The 23024-nt window shown below is 40.5% G+C and carries 15 protein-coding genes; 3 read left to right on the forward strand and 12 right to left on the reverse strand.

Translation table 11 applies throughout. The features are described 5' to 3' along the window. Positions 1-829 precede the first annotated feature (829 nt). From AC3EA5_RS10235 to AC3EA5_RS10245, 3 genes are all read right to left on the reverse strand, one after another. Positions 830-2947 (reverse strand): ATP-dependent Clp protease ATP-binding subunit, encoded by a 2118-nt coding sequence (locus tag AC3EA5_RS10235; RefSeq protein WP_488608248.1) that lies wholly within the window; start codon positions 2945-2947, stop codon positions 830-832. Positions 2948-3396: 449 nt separating this feature from the next. Next, complete coding sequence (locus AC3EA5_RS10240; RefSeq protein WP_394188704.1) at positions 3397-3705, reverse strand: metal-sulfur cluster assembly factor; 309 nt, start codon at positions 3703-3705, stop codon at positions 3397-3399. 50 nt (positions 3706-3755) lie between these two features. After that, positions 3756-4529 carry a serine aminopeptidase domain-containing protein gene (locus AC3EA5_RS10245; RefSeq protein ID WP_488608249.1) on the reverse strand — a complete coding sequence of 258 codons (774 nt, stop codon included), beginning with the start codon at positions 4527-4529 and terminating at the stop codon, positions 3756-3758. A gap of 136 nt (positions 4530-4665) precedes the next feature. On the opposite strand from AC3EA5_RS10245, the gene AC3EA5_RS10250 reads away from it, so the two are divergent. Genes AC3EA5_RS10250 through AC3EA5_RS10260 form a run of 3 tightly spaced genes read left to right on the forward strand, consistent with a single transcriptional unit; the run spans position 4666 to position 7701 of the window. After that, a complete protein-coding gene (locus AC3EA5_RS10250) occupies positions 4666-5472 on the forward strand; it encodes a Cof-type HAD-IIB family hydrolase (RefSeq protein WP_488608250.1) in 807 nt (268 codons plus the stop codon). A 30-nt stretch (positions 5473-5502) separates the two neighbouring features. Beyond that, on the forward strand, positions 5503-6357 hold the full coding sequence (locus AC3EA5_RS10255) for a DegV family protein (RefSeq protein WP_488608251.1): 855 nt from the start codon (positions 5503-5505) through the stop codon (positions 6355-6357). Between the two features lie 15 nt (positions 6358-6372). Further along, positions 6373-7701: a CoA-disulfide reductase gene (locus tag AC3EA5_RS10260; RefSeq protein WP_488608252.1), complete on the forward strand. Its 1329-nt coding sequence runs from the start codon at positions 6373-6375 to the stop codon at positions 7699-7701. A gap of 224 nt (positions 7702-7925) precedes the next feature. Here AC3EA5_RS10260 and AC3EA5_RS10265 read toward each other — a convergent pair whose 3' ends face one another. The 9 genes from AC3EA5_RS10265 to AC3EA5_RS10305 form a co-directional block, all read right to left on the reverse strand. After that, positions 7926-9362, reverse strand: a complete 1437-nt coding sequence (locus AC3EA5_RS10265) for an alpha-amylase family glycosyl hydrolase (protein ID WP_488608253.1) — start codon at positions 9360-9362, stop codon at positions 7926-7928. 1230 nt (positions 9363-10592) lie between these two features. Continuing rightward, on the reverse strand, positions 10593-10967 hold the full coding sequence (locus AC3EA5_RS10270) for a YisL family protein (protein ID WP_488608254.1): 375 nt from the start codon (positions 10965-10967) through the stop codon (positions 10593-10595). An 84-nt stretch (positions 10968-11051) separates the two neighbouring features. Next, the gene (locus AC3EA5_RS10275; protein WP_488608255.1) at positions 11052-11954 is read right to left on the reverse strand and encodes a fumarylacetoacetate hydrolase family protein; all 903 of its coding nucleotides are present in this window, start codon (positions 11952-11954) and stop codon (positions 11052-11054) included. A gap of 51 nt (positions 11955-12005) precedes the next feature. Then, positions 12006-13190: a DUF418 domain-containing protein gene (locus tag AC3EA5_RS10280; protein ID WP_488608256.1), complete on the reverse strand. Its 1185-nt coding sequence runs from the start codon at positions 13188-13190 to the stop codon at positions 12006-12008. Beyond that, on the reverse strand, positions 13187-16900 hold the full coding sequence (gene addA, locus AC3EA5_RS10285; protein ID WP_488608257.1) for a helicase-exonuclease AddAB subunit AddA: 3714 nt from the start codon (positions 16898-16900) through the stop codon (positions 13187-13189). Before addA ends, AC3EA5_RS10280 begins: the two co-directional genes overlap by 4 nt. Beyond that, entirely contained in the window at positions 16884-20378 is a 3495-nt protein-coding gene (addB, locus tag AC3EA5_RS10290; RefSeq protein WP_488608258.1) for a helicase-exonuclease AddAB subunit AddB, read from the reverse strand. The genes addA and addB overlap by 17 nt, the downstream gene beginning before the upstream one ends. A gap of 774 nt (positions 20379-21152) precedes the next feature. Continuing rightward, positions 21153-21725 (reverse strand): signal peptidase I, encoded by a 573-nt coding sequence (lepB, locus tag AC3EA5_RS10295; RefSeq protein WP_488608259.1) that lies wholly within the window; start codon positions 21723-21725, stop codon positions 21153-21155. Further along, positions 21722-22357: a TVP38/TMEM64 family protein gene (locus tag AC3EA5_RS10300; RefSeq protein ID WP_394188718.1), complete on the reverse strand. Its 636-nt coding sequence runs from the start codon at positions 22355-22357 to the stop codon at positions 21722-21724. The genes lepB and AC3EA5_RS10300 overlap by 4 nt, the downstream gene beginning before the upstream one ends. 87 nt (positions 22358-22444) lie before the next feature. After that, positions 22445-23002 carry a helix-turn-helix domain-containing protein gene (locus AC3EA5_RS10305; RefSeq protein WP_488608260.1) on the reverse strand — a complete coding sequence of 186 codons (558 nt, stop codon included), beginning with the start codon at positions 23000-23002 and terminating at the stop codon, positions 22445-22447. Positions 23003-23024 lie beyond the last annotated feature (22 nt).

Consider the following 23024-nt stretch of genomic DNA (forward strand, 5'->3'; position numbering starts at 1 on the left):
ATTCATAAATAAAAGAGAAATCAAGCGCAGACTCAATTTTGCGAACAAGGTGGTTCGCAGGCACAAGTTGATCTAAAGCAATCATTTCAATTTGATCTCTTTGAATGGAATTATGTTTTGAAAGCATTATAGTCACCTCAAACAAGTATTTTTAAAAGGAAAGGAATCAGAGCCACTCCCGCGGAAAAACGGATGCCGAAAGCCCCGCAGACCTTTAGGTCGAGGAGATTGAGGCGTTCGTCCGCAGGAAAGGGCTCAGATTCCACATGATTTGTCATATTTTAATTTTAAATGAAAAAAGACTGTAGGCAAACTCAAAATTAATGAGTTTGTCTACAGTCTGACGGTCTCTCATTTTATTGAGAGACCGTTTTTTCTATCTTAAAAAAAGTTTTTGATTTCCATTGCTGCGGACGCTTTCCTGGGGGCACGGCTTTAGCCGCTTCCCTTGCTCCTGCGATTACTCGTCGCAAATACAAAAACATTCGCTATGCTCAGTCCAGGGTCTGCAGCTCGTGCTGCTCCCCATGGAGTCGCGGCCTCCATTCCAATCAGAAAAAACACATTAATCTTAACAAGTAAAAACACCTTCATGTTTACTTAAAGAAACCAACATCATCTAAATATAAGTAAAAAGCCAAACGAATTCTAAACTAGAAAGATAGAGATAAATCATTGTTTTATACATTACACAATTACTTAATTATCAATTTGAAAACACAAATGAGAATACAGATCCTTTTCTGCAGACAGACAAACGAGTTTCCTCACAGGTCAGTTATTCTGCAGGAAAGATCGGTATTCTCTAGAATGTAACAGTTTTTTTCACCTATATTTTATTAATTTGGATGTGATTATCAACAACAGTTGCTTCAATTCGGCTACCTGGGATTAATTCTCCACCTAATAATTCTTTTGCAACTGCCGTTTCGACATGACGTTGTATAAATCGACGTAATGGTCGTGCACCAAAGGCGGCGTCAGTTCCTTGATCAACTACCCACGCTATGAGTTCTGGCGTGTACGTTAAATGGATTTCTTGTTCACCCACACGTTTAGCAAGCTGCTCTAAATATTTCTCCGTGATTGCTTCGAAATGAGAACCTTTTAATGCATGGAATAAAACGACTTCATCCATACGGTTCAATAGTTCCGGTTTGAAGTGAGCGCGTAAAGCAGTCATCACTTGGTCTTCCGCATGTTCTCCACCATCTAATAAATACTGCGATCCAATATTGGAAGTCAAAATAACCACGGTGTTCGTGAAGTTAACCATTCGTCCTTGGCTATCTGTAATACGTCCATCGTCTAGCAGTTGCAACAAAATATTCGCTACATCCGGATGTGCTTTTTCAATTTCATCTAACAATATAACCGAATATGGATTTCGTCGCACCGCTTCCGTTAATTGTCCGCCTTCTTCATACCCGATATAACCAGGAGGTGCTCCAACTAGTCTAGATACACTGTGTTTTTCCATGTATTCAGACATATCAATTCGAATGAAATGATCCTCTGAATCAAACAAATTAGCAGCTAACGCTTTCGCTAATTCCGTTTTCCCGACTCCAGTAGGACCAAGGAATAAGAAGGAACCAATCGGTTTAGATGGGTCTTTAATACCTGCACGAGCGCGCCATACAGCTTCCGTTACAAATTGAACGGCTTGATCTTGCCCTACTACTCGTTCTTGAAGTGTTTCTTTTAAGCGCAATAATTTATCCCGCTCTCCTTCGATAAGCTTCGTAACAGGGATGCCCGTCCATCTAGCTACAATTGAGGCAATTTCTTCAGCTGTTACTTCTTCTCGTAATAAACGATTATCTGTGCTTGATTCAAGAGCTGCTTCTAAATCCGCCAATTCTTTTTCGAGAGATGGCATTTTACCATGACGCAGTTCTGCCGCTTTATTCAAATCATAGCGATTTTCAGCATCCTCTAAGTCTCTTCGATAAACATCTAATTGTTCACGTTTTTCTTGTATATGCTTTAATGATTCTTTTTCAGTTGTCCATTGGTTGCGCATCGCTTCTGTTGACGATTTTAGTGTCTCTAGTTCCGTACGCAAATTAGTTAACCTTTTTTGACTAGCAGGATCTTTTTCTTTCATTAATGCCTGTTCTTCTATTTCAAGTTGCATCATTCTTCTTGTGACTTCATCCAGTTCCTGCGGCATCGAGTCAATTTCAGTACGAATCATCGCACATGCTTCATCTACTAAATCAATCGCTTTATCTGGTAAAAATCGTTCAGTTAAATAACGGTTCGAAAGCTGTGCTGCTGCTACAATTGCGCGGTCGTGAATGCGCACTGCATGATGCAATTCAAATCGTTCCTTTAATCCTCGCAAGATCGAAACCGTATCTTCAACAGATGGTTCGCGAACAAGCACTTGTTGGAATCGACGTTCTAACGCAGGATCTTTTTCAATATGCATTCTATACTCATCGAGAGTTGTTGCACCTATACAATGCAACTCACCACGAGCCAGCATCGGTTTTAACATATTCCCTGCGTCCATCGCACCTTCTGTTTTACCTGCGCCAACAATGGTATGGATTTCATCAATAAATAAAATGATGCGTCCTTCACTGTCTTTTACTTCTTTCAATACTGCTTTTAAACGCTCTTCAAATTCTCCACGATATTTAGCACCTGCAATTAGTGAAGCCATATCTAACTCGAAGATGTCTCGATCTTTTAATCCTTCAGGCACGTCTTTTCTTACAATACGTTGTGCTAATCCTTCTACAATCGCTGTTTTCCCAACACCGGGTTCTCCGATGAGAACCGGATTATTTTTCGTTTTACGGGAAAGGATTCGAATCACATGACGAATCTCTTGATCACGCCCAATGACCGGATCCATTTTGCCATTTCGAGCTTGTTCGACAAGATTTCGACCGTATAATTCAAGAGGCTTTTTTTGTTCATTTTGTTGTTGCATATATCCCACTCCTCAAAGTTTGACCTTTTTTGACCATTATACGATTGAACATGGAAAACTGTAAAGAAAAGTGATTTCGAATGAAAATCTGTACTTTGTATATGTTTTTTATAACTAACTTGATCTTTTGAAGTACCGTTATCTATTGAAGAATTTCAGGTATTGGACATAGAATTCTAAAAAGAGTTAACGGGTATCAAGTGATTGAAATGAAGACGGCGACTCCAGCGGAATCAGCAAGAACTGAAGACCCTGGACTGAGCAAAGCGAGGGAAGCGGCTGAAGTCTTGCCCGCGGAAAGCGTCCGTCGCAATGGAAATCAACATTTTTTATTCGTTTATAGTCTTGCTTTCGTACATAAAAACTTGAATGTGCAAGCTCATCAAATGAAATCAAAAAAAGTCCTACAACTCAGCTTTCACTGAATCATAGGACTGTATGCACATATATTATCTGACACCGAGTGCCATTTTAGCGTAACGTGACATATTGTCTTTTGACCAACCTGGTGTCCAAACAATATTAACGTCCACTTCTTTGATTTCCGGTAATTCATATAATGATGTTTTAACCATATCAACGATCATTGGTCCCATTGGGCAACCTAATGATGTTAACGTCATCGTTACTACTGCAAATCCGTCTTCAGACAAATCAACGTCATAAACTAGACCTAAATTAACGATATCAATCCCAAGTTCTGGGTCAATCACGTTTTCAAGTGCACCCATCATGCTTTCGCGCATATCTTGATCCATATTCATACCCCTTTCCGAATCTGGTATAGTTCCATCATATCAAATCGCGGTTAGACTGACAAATACTCTGCCAGAAAATCCGTTGCTTCCAGTAAACCTTTTCTTGAAACAGCATGTCCTGCTAGTTGATCTGACTTAAATTGAAAACGCTCAGGATGATCAGCATACGATTTTTTTATGGCGTTATAGAAATTATATGTTGGTTCGTATGGAACGACCGTGTCTTGTTGACCATGCCAAAAGAAAACAGGTCGTCCATTTAACGCTTCCGGATTTTTCGTTAAGTCAAAATTGCTTAGCGTCTCTAAAATTTGTTTACGCTCGATTTCGGTTACTGGCAGTTTAAAGCCACGTGCTTCGTATTGTGCCATCTGTGCTTTCGCCAGTTGAACATACCCCGGTGACCCCATCATCACGGCTGCCACATCTACCCATGGGTACACTTTTAAACAACCTAATGTTTCAATCCCGCCCATTGAGGTACCTGCAAGCGCTATTTTTGTATCGTCCGATAATAACTGGCGATTGATACATTCACTTCTTAAAGTTTTGACATCTTCAATAGAAGTTAAAACAATTTCCCAAAATCTTAACGATAATTGGATTTCATCCAAAGATTCATGACGTTCACCATGTAAATGCGCATCTGGCAATAAAACACGCATTCCTCTTTCAGCTAACTGGTAGGCATAATGAAGATTATGCTCCTTCGCACTCGTAAAACCGTGTAAAAAGAAAACAACTGGAACTTGTTCATTTTTATATTCTTCCTTATATACATGCAAAAGAGGAATATTGCTCCACTTTTCGTGATCAACAATCATACATTACACATCCTTTTAGCTCAACATACTATTATCGTAGCAAAATATTTCTGAAAGTTCAAAAATGAGTTGGATATTTTTGACGATTCCTCTATGTGAAGATACACTTTATATAGAAGGAAGGGAGTTCTACATCATGCAACCACATTTAATCGTTTTGGATTTAGACGGAACTTTATTGACTGATGAGAAAGTCATTTCAGAAAAAACCTTACATACGTTAAATAAAGCTCGTGAAAATGGACATGAGGTCATGATTGCGACCGGTCGACCTTATCGAGCAAGCGAAATTTATTATCAACAACTAAAAATTGAAACGCCGATCGTGAATTTTAACGGTGCGTTTGTTCACCATCCTTTGGATAAAGGTTTTAAAACCGTCCATGAGCCAATTAATTTAAAGGTGGTAAATGAAGTCATTGACGCTCTACACGATTTTAAATTCCACAATATTATTGCCGAGGTTATGGACGATGTATACTTACATTATCATGATGAAAAACTGCTCGATATATTCAGTTTCGGTAATCCGCAAATAACAACTGGGGACATTCGCAATTATTTAAAAGCGGATCCAACGAGTATACTCATTCATGCAGAAGAATCGGAAGTCTCTGCCATTCGACAACACTTACATGATGTTCATGCGGAAGTGATTGATCATAGACGTTGGGGTGCACCTTGGCATGTCATAGAAATCGTACGAAGCGGTTTAAGCAAAGCTGTTGGGCTCGCCCATGTATCTAAACACTTGAACATTCCTCAAGATCGCATCATAGCATTTGGGGATGAAGACAATGATTTAGAAATGATTGAATATGCTGGGACAGGCGTAGCAATGGGTAACGCGATTGCACCTTTGAAATCATTAGCAAATGATGTTACCGGTACGAATAACGAGGACGGTATTGCGAACTACTTACAACAACGTTTAAAATTATAAAAAAAGACAGAAATTATATGGGGGATGGAAATGAGAATATATGCAGACAGTGCCTGCGATTTACCGAAAGAATTTTACGAAACTAATCCTGTGACCCTAATTCCTTTACGTGTTCAAATTGAGGAGGCAGAATATTTAGATGTAGAAACTATTAATTCATCTGAAGTTTATGCTGCCATTCGATCAGGCAAGCATCCGAAAACGTCACAAGCATCACCAGAACAATTCATTACTCTATTTGAAGAACTTGCGAAATCCGGCGAAGAAGGATTGTACATTGCCTTCTCATCTGAATTGTCTGGAACACATAATTCAGCAGTTATGATTAGAGATCAGGTTTTAGAAGAATATCCTCAATTAAAGTTGACAATCATTGATTCTAAATGTGCGTCTTTAGGTTATGGTTTATTGGTGAAAGAAGCTGTTCGCTTACAAAAAGCCGGTGAACCTCTTGAGCGAATTGAAGAAATTATTCGTTTTAAAGCTGCACATATGGAACATTTATTTACCGTAGAAGATTTAGATTATATGGCACGTGGTGGCAGAGTTTCAAAAGCAAGTGCCTTTATCGGCGGATTGTTGAATATTAAACCTTTACTCCATGTTGAAGATGGCAAATTAGTTCCGATCGAAAAATTGCGTGGTCGTAAAAAACTAATGAAACGAATCCTCGAATTAATGGAAGAACGTGGCGAACGCTTGCATGATCAAACGATTGCAATAAGCCACGGAGACGATGAAGCATTTGCTTTGGACATGAAGAAAATGATAGAGGAAAACTTTCAACCGAAACATGTGGAAATTCATGTAATTGGTTCTGCGGTTGGTTCACACGCAGGTCCAGGAACACTTGCCATATTCTTTTCAAACCAAATTCAGCCATAAGAATGGAGTTTTTACATGCCGAAAATTGTCATTGTAGGTGCTGTCGCGGGTGGAGCTACTGTTGCTTCCCAAATCCGCTATTTAGATAAAGATTCGTCCATCACCGTTTTTGATCAAGACGAAACCATGTCCTTTGCTGCATGTGGCATGCCTTACTACTTGGGCGGTCATATCGAGAATGAACAAGATCTAATTGCCACTACTCCTGAAAAATTTAAGGATGAAAAGAATATTACCGTAAAAATGAAACACCGCGTCATGCGCATCGATCGAGAGAAGAAAGTAGTTGAAGTAAAAGACTTACTTTCCAATAAAACCTTTGAAGAAGCATATGATGTGCTCGTTCTATCTCCAGGAGGAACACCAATCGTTCCAAAAACAGATGGATTGGATAGCGCTAAAGTATTTACGTTACGAAATTTTGAAGATATGCGCAACATTCATTCATTTATTGAAGCGGAGTCTCCGAAGAGTTGTGTAATCGTTGGAGCAGGTTTTATTGGACTAGAAATGGCTGAAAACCTTGTGGATCTTGGAATGAAAGTAACATTGGTTGAAAAGTCACCACAAGTAATGAACATTTTGGATGTTGATAGCTCAGATATCGTTGAAAAAGAATTGCATGAACATGGAGTTAAAGTATACAAAGAAAACTTTATAACGCATGTTGATGGCCGTAATATCACGTTAGACCAAGGCGAAAAGCTTGAGGCAGATTTCATTTTGATGAGTGTTGGCGTTTCACCTTCTACCGAACTAGCTTCGGAAGCGGGACTTACAATTGGGGATTCACGTGGAATTGTGACGAACGAATTCATGCAGACCAATGATCCTGCCATATATGCGTTAGGTGATGCAGCTGAGAATAAAGACTTCATTACCGGACAACCAAAGAGAGTTCCTCTCGCATGGCCCGCACACCGCCAAGCCTATGTCGTAGCAAATCATATAGCCGGACAGAAAATTACGTTTAAAGGAATGCTCGGCACATCGATTGCCAAAGTCTTTGACTTAAGCGTCGGGATGACCGGTCTTGGTGAAAGAAATTTAAATGAATCGGATTTGACATTTAAAACCGTCACTCAAAAGTCTAAATCGAATGCCGGCTATTACCCAGATCATGGGGATTTGTTCTTAAAAATTCATTATGACGTGGAAAGTCGCAAAGTTTTAGGTGCACAAGCCGTAGGTGAAAAAGGTGTGGATAAACGAATCGACGTCATTGCAACAGCCATTTACGCTGGGTTGACGATTGATGACTTGCAAGCATTAGAACTGGCTTATGCTCCACCCTATTCTTCACCGAAAGACCCAGTGAACATGGCAAGTTATCGAGCTAAATAATTGATTAACGCTTAAGATGTTCCTTGTCTTAAGCGTTTTTTGTTTGGACAGAGAAGTCGGTGAGCGAAGCTGAAACTTGCTTGTTTTACAACATTAGCTGGAGATTTTACAACATTAGCAAAATAATTTACAACATTAACTGCTGGTTTTACAACATTAAACTTTCACCGGAATCCTACAAAAGAAAAAAGCCTTTATTCACAATGGAATAAAGACTCCCTCACTTATTTATCCTTTTTACGTTGCTTTCCCTTACGCCATACTAAGTATAAAAATCCAAGAAATAATACATAAACCATTGCTAGCGCGGCTAAATATCCTTTGTTTAACCCTTTAGGTTCATTAACGGTGAAAAATTCGGCAATTTCTCGATCTACTACTATTCGATACGTGCCATCTTCACGTTGTCTTAAAATATCACTTTCCATTAGGCCGCGTAATTCTACATTCGCACCCATCATTTCTTCCGTTAAATCAAACTGCTGCGTGCTGCCAGTATTATTGATAGCGACAACCCACGTTTCCTCTTCATTCCAACGTTTAAACACCATAAATCCATTTTCATTATGCAATAATTCCATCTCACCAGAACGTAAAGCTGCTGAACCATTGCGTAATTTTTGTAAATCCCCAACGTAATCAATTAACTCTTCTTCAACTTTGTAGTTCATGATTTGATTGGATTCTGGAGCCTGTTCACCATTCATGGCAATTTCTGAACCGTACGTAATAACCGGTACTCCAGGAATCGACATCAATGTTGCGAATGCAATTTTCCATCGAGTTGGTGGAAACATATTTTCTTCTGCTGCATCGGCTGTAAATCGACGTTCATTTATGTGATCGATAGAACGAATCATGTTTGATTGATCAAGGGTCTTTCCAAATTCTTCAGTCGGTAAATCAACATTTTTGAAGGCATTTCGCGCAAGATCTGTATTTTTTGCAGATACAGTCAAGTCAAAATCAGCTTCACTTTCTGCATTGCTCAAGACATACAGTGTTTCGTTTTTCCCTTTTAAAGCAACGATCATTTCATTTAAAAACGTTGTATCAACACCATCAATAGAGGTAATTCGTAAACCATCAACTTCAAATTCACCCACAAATTCAACAGCAGCTTGAATAATTGCTTGTTGCACTTCTTCGTTGTTCATATCCCAATCCAGCGTGCCGTCGTCGTTTATTGTCGCCCATTCCGGATTTTCTTTTGCCCACACATGGTTAGCACTCACTTCCTGAATCGGAAAATCCACCAGTAATTTGAGGTCTTGTTTTTGTGAACCGGCAATTAAAGTTTTGAACTCATCCTTTGTACCAAAATGTCGCTCAAAAGTTGAATAGTCCGTAACACGCTTTCCATCGTATGTATCTGTCGAAAACACCGGTCCTAATGACGCCCCCGTAAAGCCCATTTTTTGAAGGTAAGGAATCTTTTCTAACACTCCGAGGAAATCTCCACCCGCAAACGCCGCAGGATCTTGTGTATTCACTTCGAAATCATTTTGTACGGTTTTATTAAAAAAGCGATCCACTAATAAATCATATATACTTTCGTCCATTATGTTCTTGTTCGTTTCTGCAGAAGTTGGAACTTGTCCAACCATACTCACCAACAACACACAAGAAATAATAGAACCAATCCACTTATTTATTTTCAATTGAGGTCCTCCTCTAACGAATCTTCCTTCGTCATTTTACCAAACCGCCAAAGGACTTGTCATGATTCAAAGCAATATTCACAAAACAGTTAAGTCAAATCTGTGAATGAGACCTATAATGTTCGTATTTATTTCCCGGGAAAGTATTAATCAGAGTTTTCGGAATGAAATCTGAAATAAAAAAACATTCAAATGAGAATCACATAGACTCACTTGAATGTTTATAATACATCTGTTTTAGTTATAGGTTCTTGCTCACTCTGCAATGAATCGAGTGTCTCGCGTAATTCTTTTTTGGTAAGCGTGCTTACCTGATCCTGCTTTGAACTGAAGAAGGCGGAGATTGCAAAAGAAAACATAAGTAATAAAACGAACACTAGTAATATGATGCCAATCAAGTTAGTTTCAATCTCCTTCCAAATCGATTCCCGACGGTTTTTCTATTCTTTAAAATTACCACAATATTCTAAAGAATGGAAGTAAGATGTTGAACCTCTTTAATAAATAGTTGAAATGTAATACGCTTTTCTAGCATTTAGACACAGTTTGCTATTTTCTTTGTAAATATGCATGGGTAAATTAATGAGGGGTGGTTCAATAGTCGGTAGATAGATAATAAATGGCGATTAAGATGTGTACAAAAATGACTGTGAAAGTAAATTCACATTTTCCATATCACCTTTAAAAACTTCATTAAAATCTCTTATACAAGTTAATAAATCTTTTTACTATTTCTGTTGATTGAAATGGAGGTGGCGTAGAACAACTGCTCCTGCATCGCTGCGCTAGCTTCGTCGCAAAGATTAGAACTATGGTTCTAATCTTTCCAGGGGAATCAGCAAGAACTGAAGACCCTGGACTGAGCGTATGCGAAGGAAGCGGCTGAAGTCTTGCCCGCGGAAAGCATCCACCGCAATGTAAATCAGCCAATTTCTCTGTATATACAAACACTTATATATAATTTTTATCCAATAAACATAGATAAAAAGCAAAAATGCTCCATTTTCTGCGCGTTGAAATTGTGTGGAAAACGTGAATTTTAGAATAGGTAGCTCGAATTCTTGAATGTGCCCATTGAATCCTTGAATACCCCCGTCCAAATCGAGAAACCACCCAATGAATCCTTGAAACACCCTCGCGAAATGGAGAATGCCAAAAACAACACACCATTTCAAGGACAAAAAGAAAAAGCCAATCGACAAAAGTCAATTGGCTCACTCGCAATAAGTATTAAGCTAAGAAGTTGATACCCATTGGAAGTTTGAACCCTAGGAACATCGTAATAAACAAGAAGACAAATAACAAAATCCAGAACATCGTTGCTGGCTTTTGCTTCTTCATTCGCGCAAGAATCATTTCCATCATTCCAATGATGATGATCCCGCCTAATAATTTAAATCCGTACAGCATACCCATATCGAAGTCCATGCCATCCATAAACAAAGCAATACCTGTTAATAGAATGAAAATGTAGAATACGCGTAAAACCATTTGTGTAATTTTTTGTCCTTTGCTGCCGTTGGTCATCATCACTGCTGCGAAGAACAAGATTAGGCCGATTACCCAAGTTGTAATGTGTAAATGTGTGCTAGCTAAAAAGTCCATGTGTTTCACCTCGTCAAATTATTAGTTCAACTCTATCGTATCATATCTAGTAAATTTACATCGGAATTTACATGTCGCATCAATTTATTCAAAACGATTACACAAAGTTCCGATTCCTTCTATCGAAACTTTTACTGTATCTCCCGCTTTTAAAAACTTAGGCGGATTAAAGCCTTTCCCTACTCCGGCAGGTGTTCCAGTCAAAATGATATCGCCTGGTTCGAGTGTCACCATACTTGAAATCTCAGCGATTAATTGATCGACAGGGAAAATCATATCTTTTGTGTGACCATTTTGGCGGACTTCATCATTCACTTTTGTCACCACACTCAGTGCATGTGGGTCTGGCATTTCATCTTTTGTGACAATATATGGCCCCATCGGACATGAGCCATTTAAACTTTTTCCTAAGAAAAATTGTTGATGTTTCTTTTGTAAATCGCGTGCTGTTAAGTCATTTGCAATCGTATAACCAAAGATATAATCATACGCTAATTTTTGCGGCACATTGTAGCCTTTCTTGCTAATAACCACTGCTAGTTCGCCTTCATAGTCATAAGACGAAGTTAGTTCGGCATGCACAGAAAGCGTTTCTTCATCGGCAGCAATCGTTGTTGGTGATTTCGTAAAGACCATCACATCTTCTGGTGCTTCTTTTGAACCCATTTCTTTTGCATGATCCGAATAATTTCGACCGATCGCAAGGATGTTTTTCGGTGTTCGAGGAATTGGCGCTAACCATTCAATTTGGGTAAATAATCGCTTAAATTGCTTTGGCTCTTCAGAACTTAATGCCGCTTCGACTAATTTACGCATTTGCTCAACAAAATCCATACCAGCCTCAACGCCTTGTAAAATCGTCTGCGGAAAACTCGGCAATACTTGGAGCGTCTCTTGAATCGCTAAAACGTCCCACACGGCTTCTTCTTTTTTTACTTTGGGACCAAAGCAAATTTGACCATCATAGCGAAACGATAAAATTTTCATTTTCAGACACTCCCTTAAGAATTGATTATTGAATGTTCAATTGAACTTATTCTACGACAATTCAACCGAATTTTCACTCGTTTTTTTCTCACTTTTGCCATATGTCAGTCGCTTCCACAACATCTCTACTGGACCTTGCGTAAACTTAGCTAACCATAGCTCAGCAAATATTAGTTGTACGAGGAAGATCCCAATCGCCATCCATGTTCCAGTCATTACGTCGACTTTGCCATACAAGCCAAATCCGTATGAATAAAAAATGGTCGTTGCAATAATAGACTGGGTTAAATAAGTTGTCATCGACATACGCCCAGCTTTCGCAACAGGACTAAATAGTTTTCGGAATAAAGATAGCTGGCATAAAAGCGCTATTATCCCAGCATACGCAACTGCTTGAAGTGGTCCACCAAACATATCTTGCACAAATATAGTGTAGTAATTGGCACCTTGCGTGTGTGGTAAAAATTTAATATAGGTTCCAACACTAAGGCTAATAGCAATTAAGATTAGCCAAAAAAATTTCTTCTCAGCAGTTCGCTGAATCAAATTCAATTTAGATGCAACAGCACCAATCAACATGTACGGGAAAATCGTAATCAATAAAAAGAATAGGATTGTAAATCCATTCGCATACATCCAATCCTCGGCACGTTGTGCAAAAATATCACCCCATGAACCGGAACCAAACGCGACGATTGATGATTCAATTTGTTGAACACCTGAATATATCGGCTCGTCTTCAGGAATTAGCTTCATGACGAAGGACATCAAAATATTCGGAAGTAAATACAGTCCGAGTGCAATGCCAAGTAACCATTTCCAAGACAAGAACAAAATCCACATGACCAACAATCCGCTGATCGCGTACGTAATTAAAATATCACCAGACCATATAAAGAACGCATGGACAATCCCAAAACCTAATAACACAAGTAATCGGCGTAATGCTAATTTTGGAAATGAAACGCCCCGCTCCCTAGCTTTCGTAAATTGCATCGCAAGTCCGTACCCAAACAACATCGAAAATAATGGGTACACACTTCCTTGAATTGCAATATCAATCCATTGAAACGCATCACGATCCGCAGGAACTGTAAACCATGTATACGGATCGATGTAGTAAAACGGTGTATGAAAAGCTAACATATTCACAATAAAAATACCTAGTAGTGAGAAGCCGCGCATCATATCTAGCGCGACAACTCGTTCACTCAACTGAGTGGGTGCAACATTCACAGGGAATCCTCCAGTACCAACGTTTTCTCTGCATCAAATAAATACAGGATTTTCTCTTTAATCGTGATTCGTAAAATTTGTTCAATGGCTTCTTTGTATAAAGACAACTGCAAGCCATAGCGCACATTCATTTCTCGCGTTATGGCATTCTCCGTAATCAATACCCCTTTGACTCGGTCCGTCTTATAGTCGAGCAATACCCACTCACCGTCTGCTTCTTCAAATAAACAATCGGCTATCCCTTGAAGAATTTGAATATCACCATCATCATCTGTCAAACCATACGTAAATGGTACTTCGCGTAACACTTGTTTGGCTTGGCGCAATCGTTCACCCAACTCACTTTGCAGGAAGGCTTGCATAGCCGAGACATTTACTGTTCCCGCTTCCGCGACTGTTAACAATTGTTTATTTGCCAACTGTTGAATGAATTCTGTTAATGCTTGCGAACTTGAGTCCATCGAAAAATCAAGATGTTGCATTGTTGTATGAAGAGCTGTCCCGATTTCAGCAGCAGACAATTTTTTGTCCCCTTGTTGCATAAATGCAGGTCGCTTATACACCGATTTCTTCATTTCTTCCTTCACTTGAGCGGGTCTGAAAAATTCAGGTTCTTCTTCTTGACGCAGTTGATCGAGTCGTTTTAACTCACTTACCGATTGTTTCGAGCGTTTTGTTATCGCTCGTTCAAATGGATACGCTGTATCAAATCGTCGAGCGACTTCTGCCTTCAAATCTTCTGTAACCACTTGTTGAGCACCCTCAAATTGAGGCATGTCAACGACTACATGATCTTGACGCAATTGTTCAGCATAAACGGTTTCAAATGACCAGCTAGATGGATCCTCGATTCCGTTCACATTCGGTCTACCTTGCCATGACGCATAATCTGCGTGTCTCGCAACTGCTGGACCAATCCAATCCAGGAAGCCTTTTGCTCGTGCACGTACATATTCAGGGAGCATCGTATCAGCTGCAACACTCGCATCTTCCCATTTGGACAAAGTTTTTTCCACATCTTTTACCGTTGCCACTAACAGTAACTTTTCTTTCGCCCGTGTCATTGCTACGTATAACACACGCATTTCCTCGGATTTTAGCTCGAGTTGTTTCTTTTCTTTCATTGCTAAAAACGGCAAGGACGTGTACGAAATTCGTTTTTCTGGGTCGATTGCTTTTACAGCTAAACCAAATGTTTGGTCAAATAAATACAATTCATTGAAATCCATTTGATTGAAATCACGGCCAAGTCCGGCAATGAACACATACGGAAACTCAAGTCCTTTAGAAGAATGAATCGTCATTAAGCGAACCACATTCTCTTTTTCGCTCATGGCCCGAGCTGTTCCTAAATCATCACCGCGTTTTTTCATGCGGTCAATAAATCGAAGAAAACGGAACAAGCCTCTAAACGACGTTTGTTCATAAGCTAAGGCACGGTCATGTAATGCTCGTAAATTCGATTGGCGCTGTTTCCCGTTTGCCATGGCACCGACCATTTCATAATAGTACGTGTCCATGTAAATACGCCAAATTAATTCTGCCAAAGAACCCCTTCTCGCGAGATGACGCCACTCCTCAAACTGCAATAGAAAACGTTGTAATTTCTCAGCAGTTGCTGGATGAATACCGCTTTCCCCTTTTCGCACGAACTGCTTTAACGCTTCGTAAAAAGGTTCTTTTGGAGCGGATAAACGAATGCGAGATAGTTCCGATTCAGTCAGTCCGACAAACGGTGCACGCAACACGGAAGCGAGCGGAATATCTTGATACGGATTGTCGACAATTCGAAGGGTATTTAACATAATCATCACTTCTAACGCATCAAAATAACCCTTTTTTAACTCAGCATACAATGGAATTCCAGCTTGCTTGAATTCTTCTGTTAAATCTTCAGACCACGTCATCGAGCGCATTAAAATGACAATATCTCGATATTCTAATAACCGCTCTTTATTCGACCAAGGATCGACGACCATCGTTTTGGCTTCCATAAGCGATTTGATCTTCTGAATCATGTAACGCGCTTCCCATTGCGATTTTTTCAAATCTTCCTGTTCCACTAATTCCGCGTTCCCTACATCCTCTTCAAGCATTAATTCTTCTTGCGTGGTCAATAAAGCCAGTTCCACTGAGGCTTCCCCGTTTTTATAAGGCGCTCCCGGTTTAAGTGCAGCGGCATCATCGTAGTCAATTTCGCCAACACGCTGACCCATGATTTGCGAGAATATAAAATTCGTCGCGTGCAACACTTCAGGACGACTTCTAAAATTCGCATTTAAATCGATTTTGACACCCGATTGCTCAGGTTCAGACGTAAAGGTTAAGTATTTATGAAGAAACAGCATCGGCTCAGCTAGGCGGAAACGGTAAATGGATTGTTTCACGTCACCTACCATAAAGAGATTGCCATTCGCTTCAGTGCCAGATTTGACGATTTGTAAAATCGTTTCTTGCAGACGATTCGTATCTTGGTATTCATCGACTAATACTTCTTTAAACTGAGCCATGACATCTTCCGCAATTGCTGAAGGCACAAGCCTTCCTTCAACTTCTGTTGTTAAAATTTGTAGTGCAAAGTGCTCTAAATCAGAGAAATCAACGAGTCCTCGTTCGCTCTTAACGGCTTTATAGCGATCTCCATAAGCCGTTGTTAATTCAACCAAAGTTTCTAATAGTGGGTGCATCATCTTCATTTCTTCTAACAAACGTGCTGGTGAACGAGTGAAGTATTCTTCTTTAAGCTTCATCACACGTTTTTTCAGTTGATCGCGTTTGTCTTTTGCTTTTTTCACAAGGTCTTCATCACAAGAATCTTTCTGAATTCGGCCAGCTGTCGCAAACTTTAACCCTTGGAAATAATCATACGTTTCTTGCCACGAGTGTGACGAGATAAGGCGAATGGCTTCAGCGAGCAATAGCTGATCCTGTTCAACCGTTGCTCCAAGTGGCGCAGGTCCGTCTGGCAATAAAGCATATTGACGCACTTCTTCTGTCATTGCATAAGCTTCTTCTAACGTATGTTTGATGGTCAATTTTAATGGCGCAATAAAAGCAAGATCGTCAATCACCGCATCATCCGCTAACTTGTATTGAGCAGGAATCGATGCTAACCACTTCGTAGGTTCAGGATGCACGCGAGCAGCTCCGAATAATTTATCAATCACCACTTCAATCGCTTGATCGTCTCGATCGGTTGTAAAGCTATCAATTAGGCGATATACGTCTTCTGGATCATCGGCTTGGTACGCTGATTCAAGCACATCGACTAACACATCGTCTCTCAGCAAGGCCGCTTCCGCGTCATTTGCTAAGCGGAAACCTGGGTCCATATCGAGTACATACGCATATTGCTTCACGATACTTAGGCAGAAGGAATGCAAAGTAGAGATTTGGGCTTTATTCAACAAACTTAGCTGTCTTCTAATATGATGAGCCTCTGAATTTTTCACAAGCTCACGCTCTAGTGCTTCAGCCATTCGATGACGCATTTCCGCTGCAGATGCATTGGTAAAGGTTACGACTAATAATTGGTCGACGTCAATGGGGTCATCATTGCGAATCATTTTTTGAATTAAACGTTCGATTAACACGGCTGTTTTTCCTGAACCGGCAGCTGCCGATACGAGAACGTCACGTCCAGTCGCGAAAATAGCACGCCACTGCGCATCTGTCCATGTGACTTCTTGCGGTTTAGTTGGAATGAGCATCTGGTTCGACCTCCTGACGTATGCGTTCTGTAACTTGATCAGCCGGTTCGACTGGTAACGTACGGTATTGTTGAGCGGGATCACTCGGGTCAAACTGACACACACTGCGATAGCTACAATAGTCACAAGCCGTTTTATCTTTCATGCGATAAGGTAGCACGCGCGTGTCACCAGCTAACATGCCGTCCCCTGCCTGCTGGTGCTTTTTACGGACAAATGTACGAAGGGTTTGCATGTCCGCAGCTGTTACCACTTTCGAGAATGACTTAGACAAGCTTCCGTCTTTATTGACACGAGCAGGAATGACTTTTGAGAAGCCTTCCATCTCTGTATCCATTTCGTTTAACACGGCCACATCATCGATTAAGAGACCATTCATCTTGTATTTTTTAAATCGCTCTTCATCAGCTTCCATATCAGACATTTCTTGCGATGCTTTTAACATCGGGTTATGAACATGCATATACAGAACACCGGCAGGATCGGCTTCATCTCCGAGCCAGATCGTCGCATTCGCAACAGCCACATCTAAATAAGTCAGCATCTGAAGAGACAAGCCATAATACACATCGTTTAAATCTAAGCTTTTCGCCGAACTCTTATAATCGACTATACGAATATACGGTTTGCCGTTTACGACAGCCGCATCGACTCGGTCAATTCGGCCACGCATATTCATCGATTGGCCATTTTTTAATGGAATAAACAGCGCAGGTAATTGTTCGCCGGGTCCAAATCCTGCTTCAATCGCGATCGGTGAAAACTGTGACATATTGGCGTGGTCACGTAAAGTCGTCATCGTTCGTTGTAAAATCTGAACAAGTTTCCGTTGTATATATTGATGACGCTTTGTACTCAATAAGATTTGATTCACAAAGAACGGAGCAATCTCATCAACTGCTTGTCTAGCAAGCTCCCAAGCTTGTTTTGTAGACAAGCTAGCCCACGTAATTCCTAAGCGATTCGTTTCATCTGAAATCCATTTTAGTGCCGCATGGAATAAATCCCCGATTGCAGGGGCTTCTAATTTAAACTCCGCTCGTTCTTCCAAACGCAGGCCATACGTCGCAAAATGCGCGAAAGGACAACTGTAGTATTTCTCGACACGCGACACACTCGACGTAAATGAATCTCCATAGAGAGCATGGGTGGTGTCTGGGTCTAGACGCTCCTGCTTCGTTGATGAGGAAATTGGTTTGGTAACGCGTTGCAAAACCGTTTGCCACAGCGGATCCTCATTGTAATAAGACTCTAATGCTCTCCACTCAGGTTTGATGTCTTCTCCTCGCGACTCGTGACGCAATGCCGTGGCAACATAAGGCATCGCTGAGCGTGGATGCTGAATATACGAGATTACATCTTCAGTTAGGTCGGATGGGTCGATCACTGATGTCACTTTCGTTACATTCGGTAAAAGTTGTTGAAGGCGTTTCACATAAAGAGATGGCAATAATGCCTTCCCTTCTTCATCCGCACTCGAATAAGACACGATGAGTTTTTCTGAAGCGGTTGTAAACGCACGGTACGCCATATACGACTCGTCCATTAAACGTGCTTTGGAAGTCGGTGCCAGTTCAAATCCGATTTGCGTAAACCAATCCCGCTCCGTATCTGACAACAAGCCATCTTGCTCCATGCGCTTTGGAAATACACCGTCATTTACGCCGATGACAAAGGACGCACGGATTTTCGATAACCTCGACAAATCAACTGTCGCAACAATCACCTGATCGAGAGAAGGTGGAATACGAGAGAATTCTAACGTATCAAATCCTTCTTCTAACAGGCGCAAACTCGCTTCAGGAGATAGTTCTTCATTGCCAAACATCAAAACAAACTGGTCAAGTACATCAATCCATTGGGACCAGGCTTGTTCGTGTTCAGTTGCAAGAAGTAATTGCCCTTGTTCATTCTCTGTATCTTTTAACGCTTGCAGTTTTTCATAGATTTGTAGTTCTTCCATTAATTCAAATAAAGCTTGAGCTGTCTCACTACCTGTTTTGCAGCATTCAATTTTTTCTGCAAAGCGTTGCAATGGAAGCGTCACTAAATCTCTTACAGATGTAATGTCAGCTTGAATGGCACGCTCTTCATCCGTCTGATTTTTCGTATGGAATTCGAGTCCACGGTATTTCTTCACATGCCAACGTTTTTCATCAAACCAGCGATCGCCATAAATCCCTTGAGATAACACATAGTTTTCTAAACGATCCGCTCGTTCACGCCATGTAATCACGTCGCCATGGAGCGGGAAGAATAAGTCCGTCTTGATTGCCCGAAAAATCGGTTCAAATGAATACCCTTTTAACACGGCTTCAAAAGCAGACCGACTGAATTCAATCAAGGGATGATGCAACATCGGTTTTTTTCGGTTAATAAATACAGGAATATCGTATTGAGCAAATGTCGTTTCGATTAGCTCGTCATACACATCTGCTTGTCGATACAAAATGGCAATGTCTTGATAGCGCAGATGCTCATCGCGAATGAGCTGGCGAATTTGTCGAGCTACCCCGTGAATTTCCGCACGACGATTCTCCGCTTCTATGATCGTTACGTTTTCGCTTTCTTCTAGAGCAGGTGCAGGATATGCATTTAAATTCGCTTCGATATGACGAATGTCTTCTGAAGTAAATCGAGAAGATTCATTCACACGGACGGACGGTTCGATTTCAACCGATGCATCTCTCGCCATTTCTTTTAAGCGTGCAGCCGTTTTAGCCGCATGATGGAATAAAGATTGTTCGTTATAGAGGTCTTCTTCTTCGTTATGAAGCGGCAACGAAATCGTGACGCGCTTCGCTGTCTTCATCAACTCGCCAAGAATTTCATACTCTCTCGTCGTCATCGATACAAACCCATCGACATAAACCGTTGCTTCCTTAATCATCTCTGACTGATGCAACTGTCGAGCGAGCAACGCAAAATAACCTTCGCTATCGACAAACGTCGTGCCCAGGCGGTCTTCTAAAGCTTGTAGTAAAACCGATAAATCATGCGCTTTATCTTGAAGAGTTCTCGGAGCTTGGACAGATTTTAGTGTATCTTCAAGAGATGTAAGTGTGTCGCCATCTAAACAATAGCGACTAAATTCTTTTAACAGCATTTCCATCTGGTCTGTGAATCCACGTTTACTCGCTGCTTTTTTGAATAAAGTAAAGTCGTCTTGATGTTCTTCTAGAAGAGATCGAATGAGCATGCGGTAACCGAATCCATTAATTTCTTGTCGGCTTATCCCACCCGTTTCCTGTAAAATACGCCAAGCTAAACGTTTAAACGTCGTGACTTGTGAGCGAATCAATCCGTGTAAAACACCGGTTGTCGTCAAGGCATACTCAGAAGAGAATGACATCTGATCGGGCACGATTAAAAAGATGGGCGATCCAAGTGGTTGAGCTTCGGATGCTTGTACGATTTCACGTTTCATAAATGCAGATTTCCCAGCCCCTGCACGACCTGTAACAATGCGAAGTGACATCGTCATTCCCCCTATCAAGATTTATATATAGTAAATGGTTTTAGTCGTTGAGATTATTTAGATGTTCCGCAAAACAGCTTGCTTTCCGCGTGGCTTGCGCCGAACTAACTTGGACTTTTTGTCCGAGTGGATTTCGACAATTCGCTTTTCCCGCTGGAGTCTTCGCTGTTTTGCTACATATCTTTTAATACGGATATTAGTAGAGATAGTTTCTAGAGCAATTATTTATACATGTGTAGTCACTCGTTACTCGGTAGTGTTTGATTAGAAGATATTCCGCAAAACAGCTTGCTTTCCGCGGGGCTTGCGCCGAACTAACTCGGACTTTTTGTCCGAGTGGATTTCGACACTTCGCTTTTCCCGCCGGAGTCTTCGCTGTTTTGCTACATATCTTTAAATAGCAATAATGATAGATATAGTTCCTCTAGCAATGAGTAATATGACAGTAAGTTCGCAATTTCTGCTTAAGGTTGTGAGTTAATCGTCACTCACAGAGATTAAATAATTTACTTGATCACACTTCTTATTAAATGTATATATCTAGTGTAGCGGAAGGTGGCGACTCCGGCGGGAATAGCAGGTCCAGGTGAGACCCCGCAGTGAGCTTTGCGAACGAGGAGGCTCACGGACCGCCCGCGGAAAGCGTCCACCTGAAGCGGAACGAGCGTATATAATTTGTAAATCAATGTACATACTTTTTCGATTGAATTTACAAACAAAAAAATCCCGAATAGTTCTATCTCTATTGTACCTAACTCGGACAATAGAAAGAAACTATTCGGGACGTGCTGTCATGAAATTTATTGTCAAATTTGGAAGTGGCCAGTAACGAAGAACGACTTGACCGACAACTTGATCAGCCTTAACAAATTTAAAATAGCGGCTATCTAGACTATGTCTGCGATTATCACCTAATACAAAGTAGGAATCTTCTGGAACACGCAAGTTTCCGGTTAAGCCTTCTAATGTGAAATTCTCGGTTAGATTTTCATCTGGATTCACATACGCAGGATGTGTATCGAGGAATGGTTCATCAACCTTTTCTTTATTGACATAAAGCTGATCGTTTTCGTATGTAATGATATCTCCTGGAATACCGATGACTCTTTTTACGTAATCCTCATTTTCGTCATTGTGAAAAACGAGCACATCTAATCGATCAATCTCGCCGAGCGTGTACGCAATTTTGCTTACAATGACTTTGTCTTGGTCTTGTAAAATCGGCATCATCGACTCACCTGAAACCGCATAATTGGTGAAGAAAAAAATTCGAATGATCATGACAACGATCAAACCAAGTACAATTGCTTTTGTCCACTCCCATAATTCTTGCTTCAAAGAACTCAATCGATGGGCTCCTTTCCTATGTTCTGGTTCGAACTTTCTCGAAAGTCTTTTTCCACACGTGCATTTAATCGACGTTCAATTTGTTTCCCTACAAGCCATAATAAGAAAATGACCGCCCCGACAATTGCGGTGCGAATTGGTTGTGTAATAAGCGCTCGAATGTCGTATCCAATGAAACTAATCGTTAAAATCATGACGAATTTACCCGATAGTAATGTCCATAAATAGTTTTTCTTCTTTATATCAGATAACCCTGCCACTAAATTGACTAGCGCAGATGGTGTAAACGGAAAACATAACAATAAAAACAACGGTCCAAAACCATGTGTCTCTACCCAGTGTATGAGTTTTAAGACTCTTTCATGTCGAGTCATAAACCGTAAAAATCGTGCTCGTCCATATTTGCGTACGAGTAGAAACACGACATATGAACCGACGACCGTTCCAGCCCATGATAATAAAAAGCCTAGCCATAAACCATATGCACTCGCATTAGCAAAGACAAAAACGAATAATGGTAAAAACGGAAGGAATGCCTCTAAAAAGGGAAGAAAAAATCCAATGACGGGCCCGAGTGACCGATAATTCTGGGTTAATTCAAGTAAATTTTCAGCTGATAACCAATCTGGCATGTCCCTCATCCTCTTTGCAACTCAATTAGCGAGCGTTCAAATTCGAACACATCAATATAGTACTAGTTTTCCCTTGACCTAGCTCACTCAAACATTCGAATAGTGAATAATTAGGTGTAAAACACACTTTGAATTAGACATATTTTCATATCGATGAGGCTGGTTCCCGTCAAATACCAATGTATCCCCTGTTGCTAATTCAACTTTCTCTGAACCTACTGTCACTTGCATATTCCCTGCCACGACAGTAATCGTTTCTTCCACACCTTCATTATGGGGTGCGCTTTCATATGAGCAATTCGGATCGAACTCTAATCGATATAATTCCCATCCTCGATCTGGATTGTAAGGAATGATTGAGTAGACACGGTATCGTCCGTCATCTTCTGTTAAAAATGGCGCATCTGTTTGTTTGATTTTGGTTAATAATGACTTTGGTGCTTGAAGCAGAGAGGAAAAACTAATTTTTAATCCGTCTGCAATTTTCCAAATCGTAGATACCGTCGGATTAGATTCACCTTTTTCCATTTGAGCTAACTGTGCTTTACTGACATCTGTTAATTTGGCTAACTCATCTAAACTTAAGTCGCGCTGTTTTCGAATTTTCTTTAATTGTACACCTAAATTCCTTCGCATTGCTTCCATATGCCTCACCTCTTATTGTTTA

Source organism: Paenisporosarcina sp. (assembly GCF_057785155.1).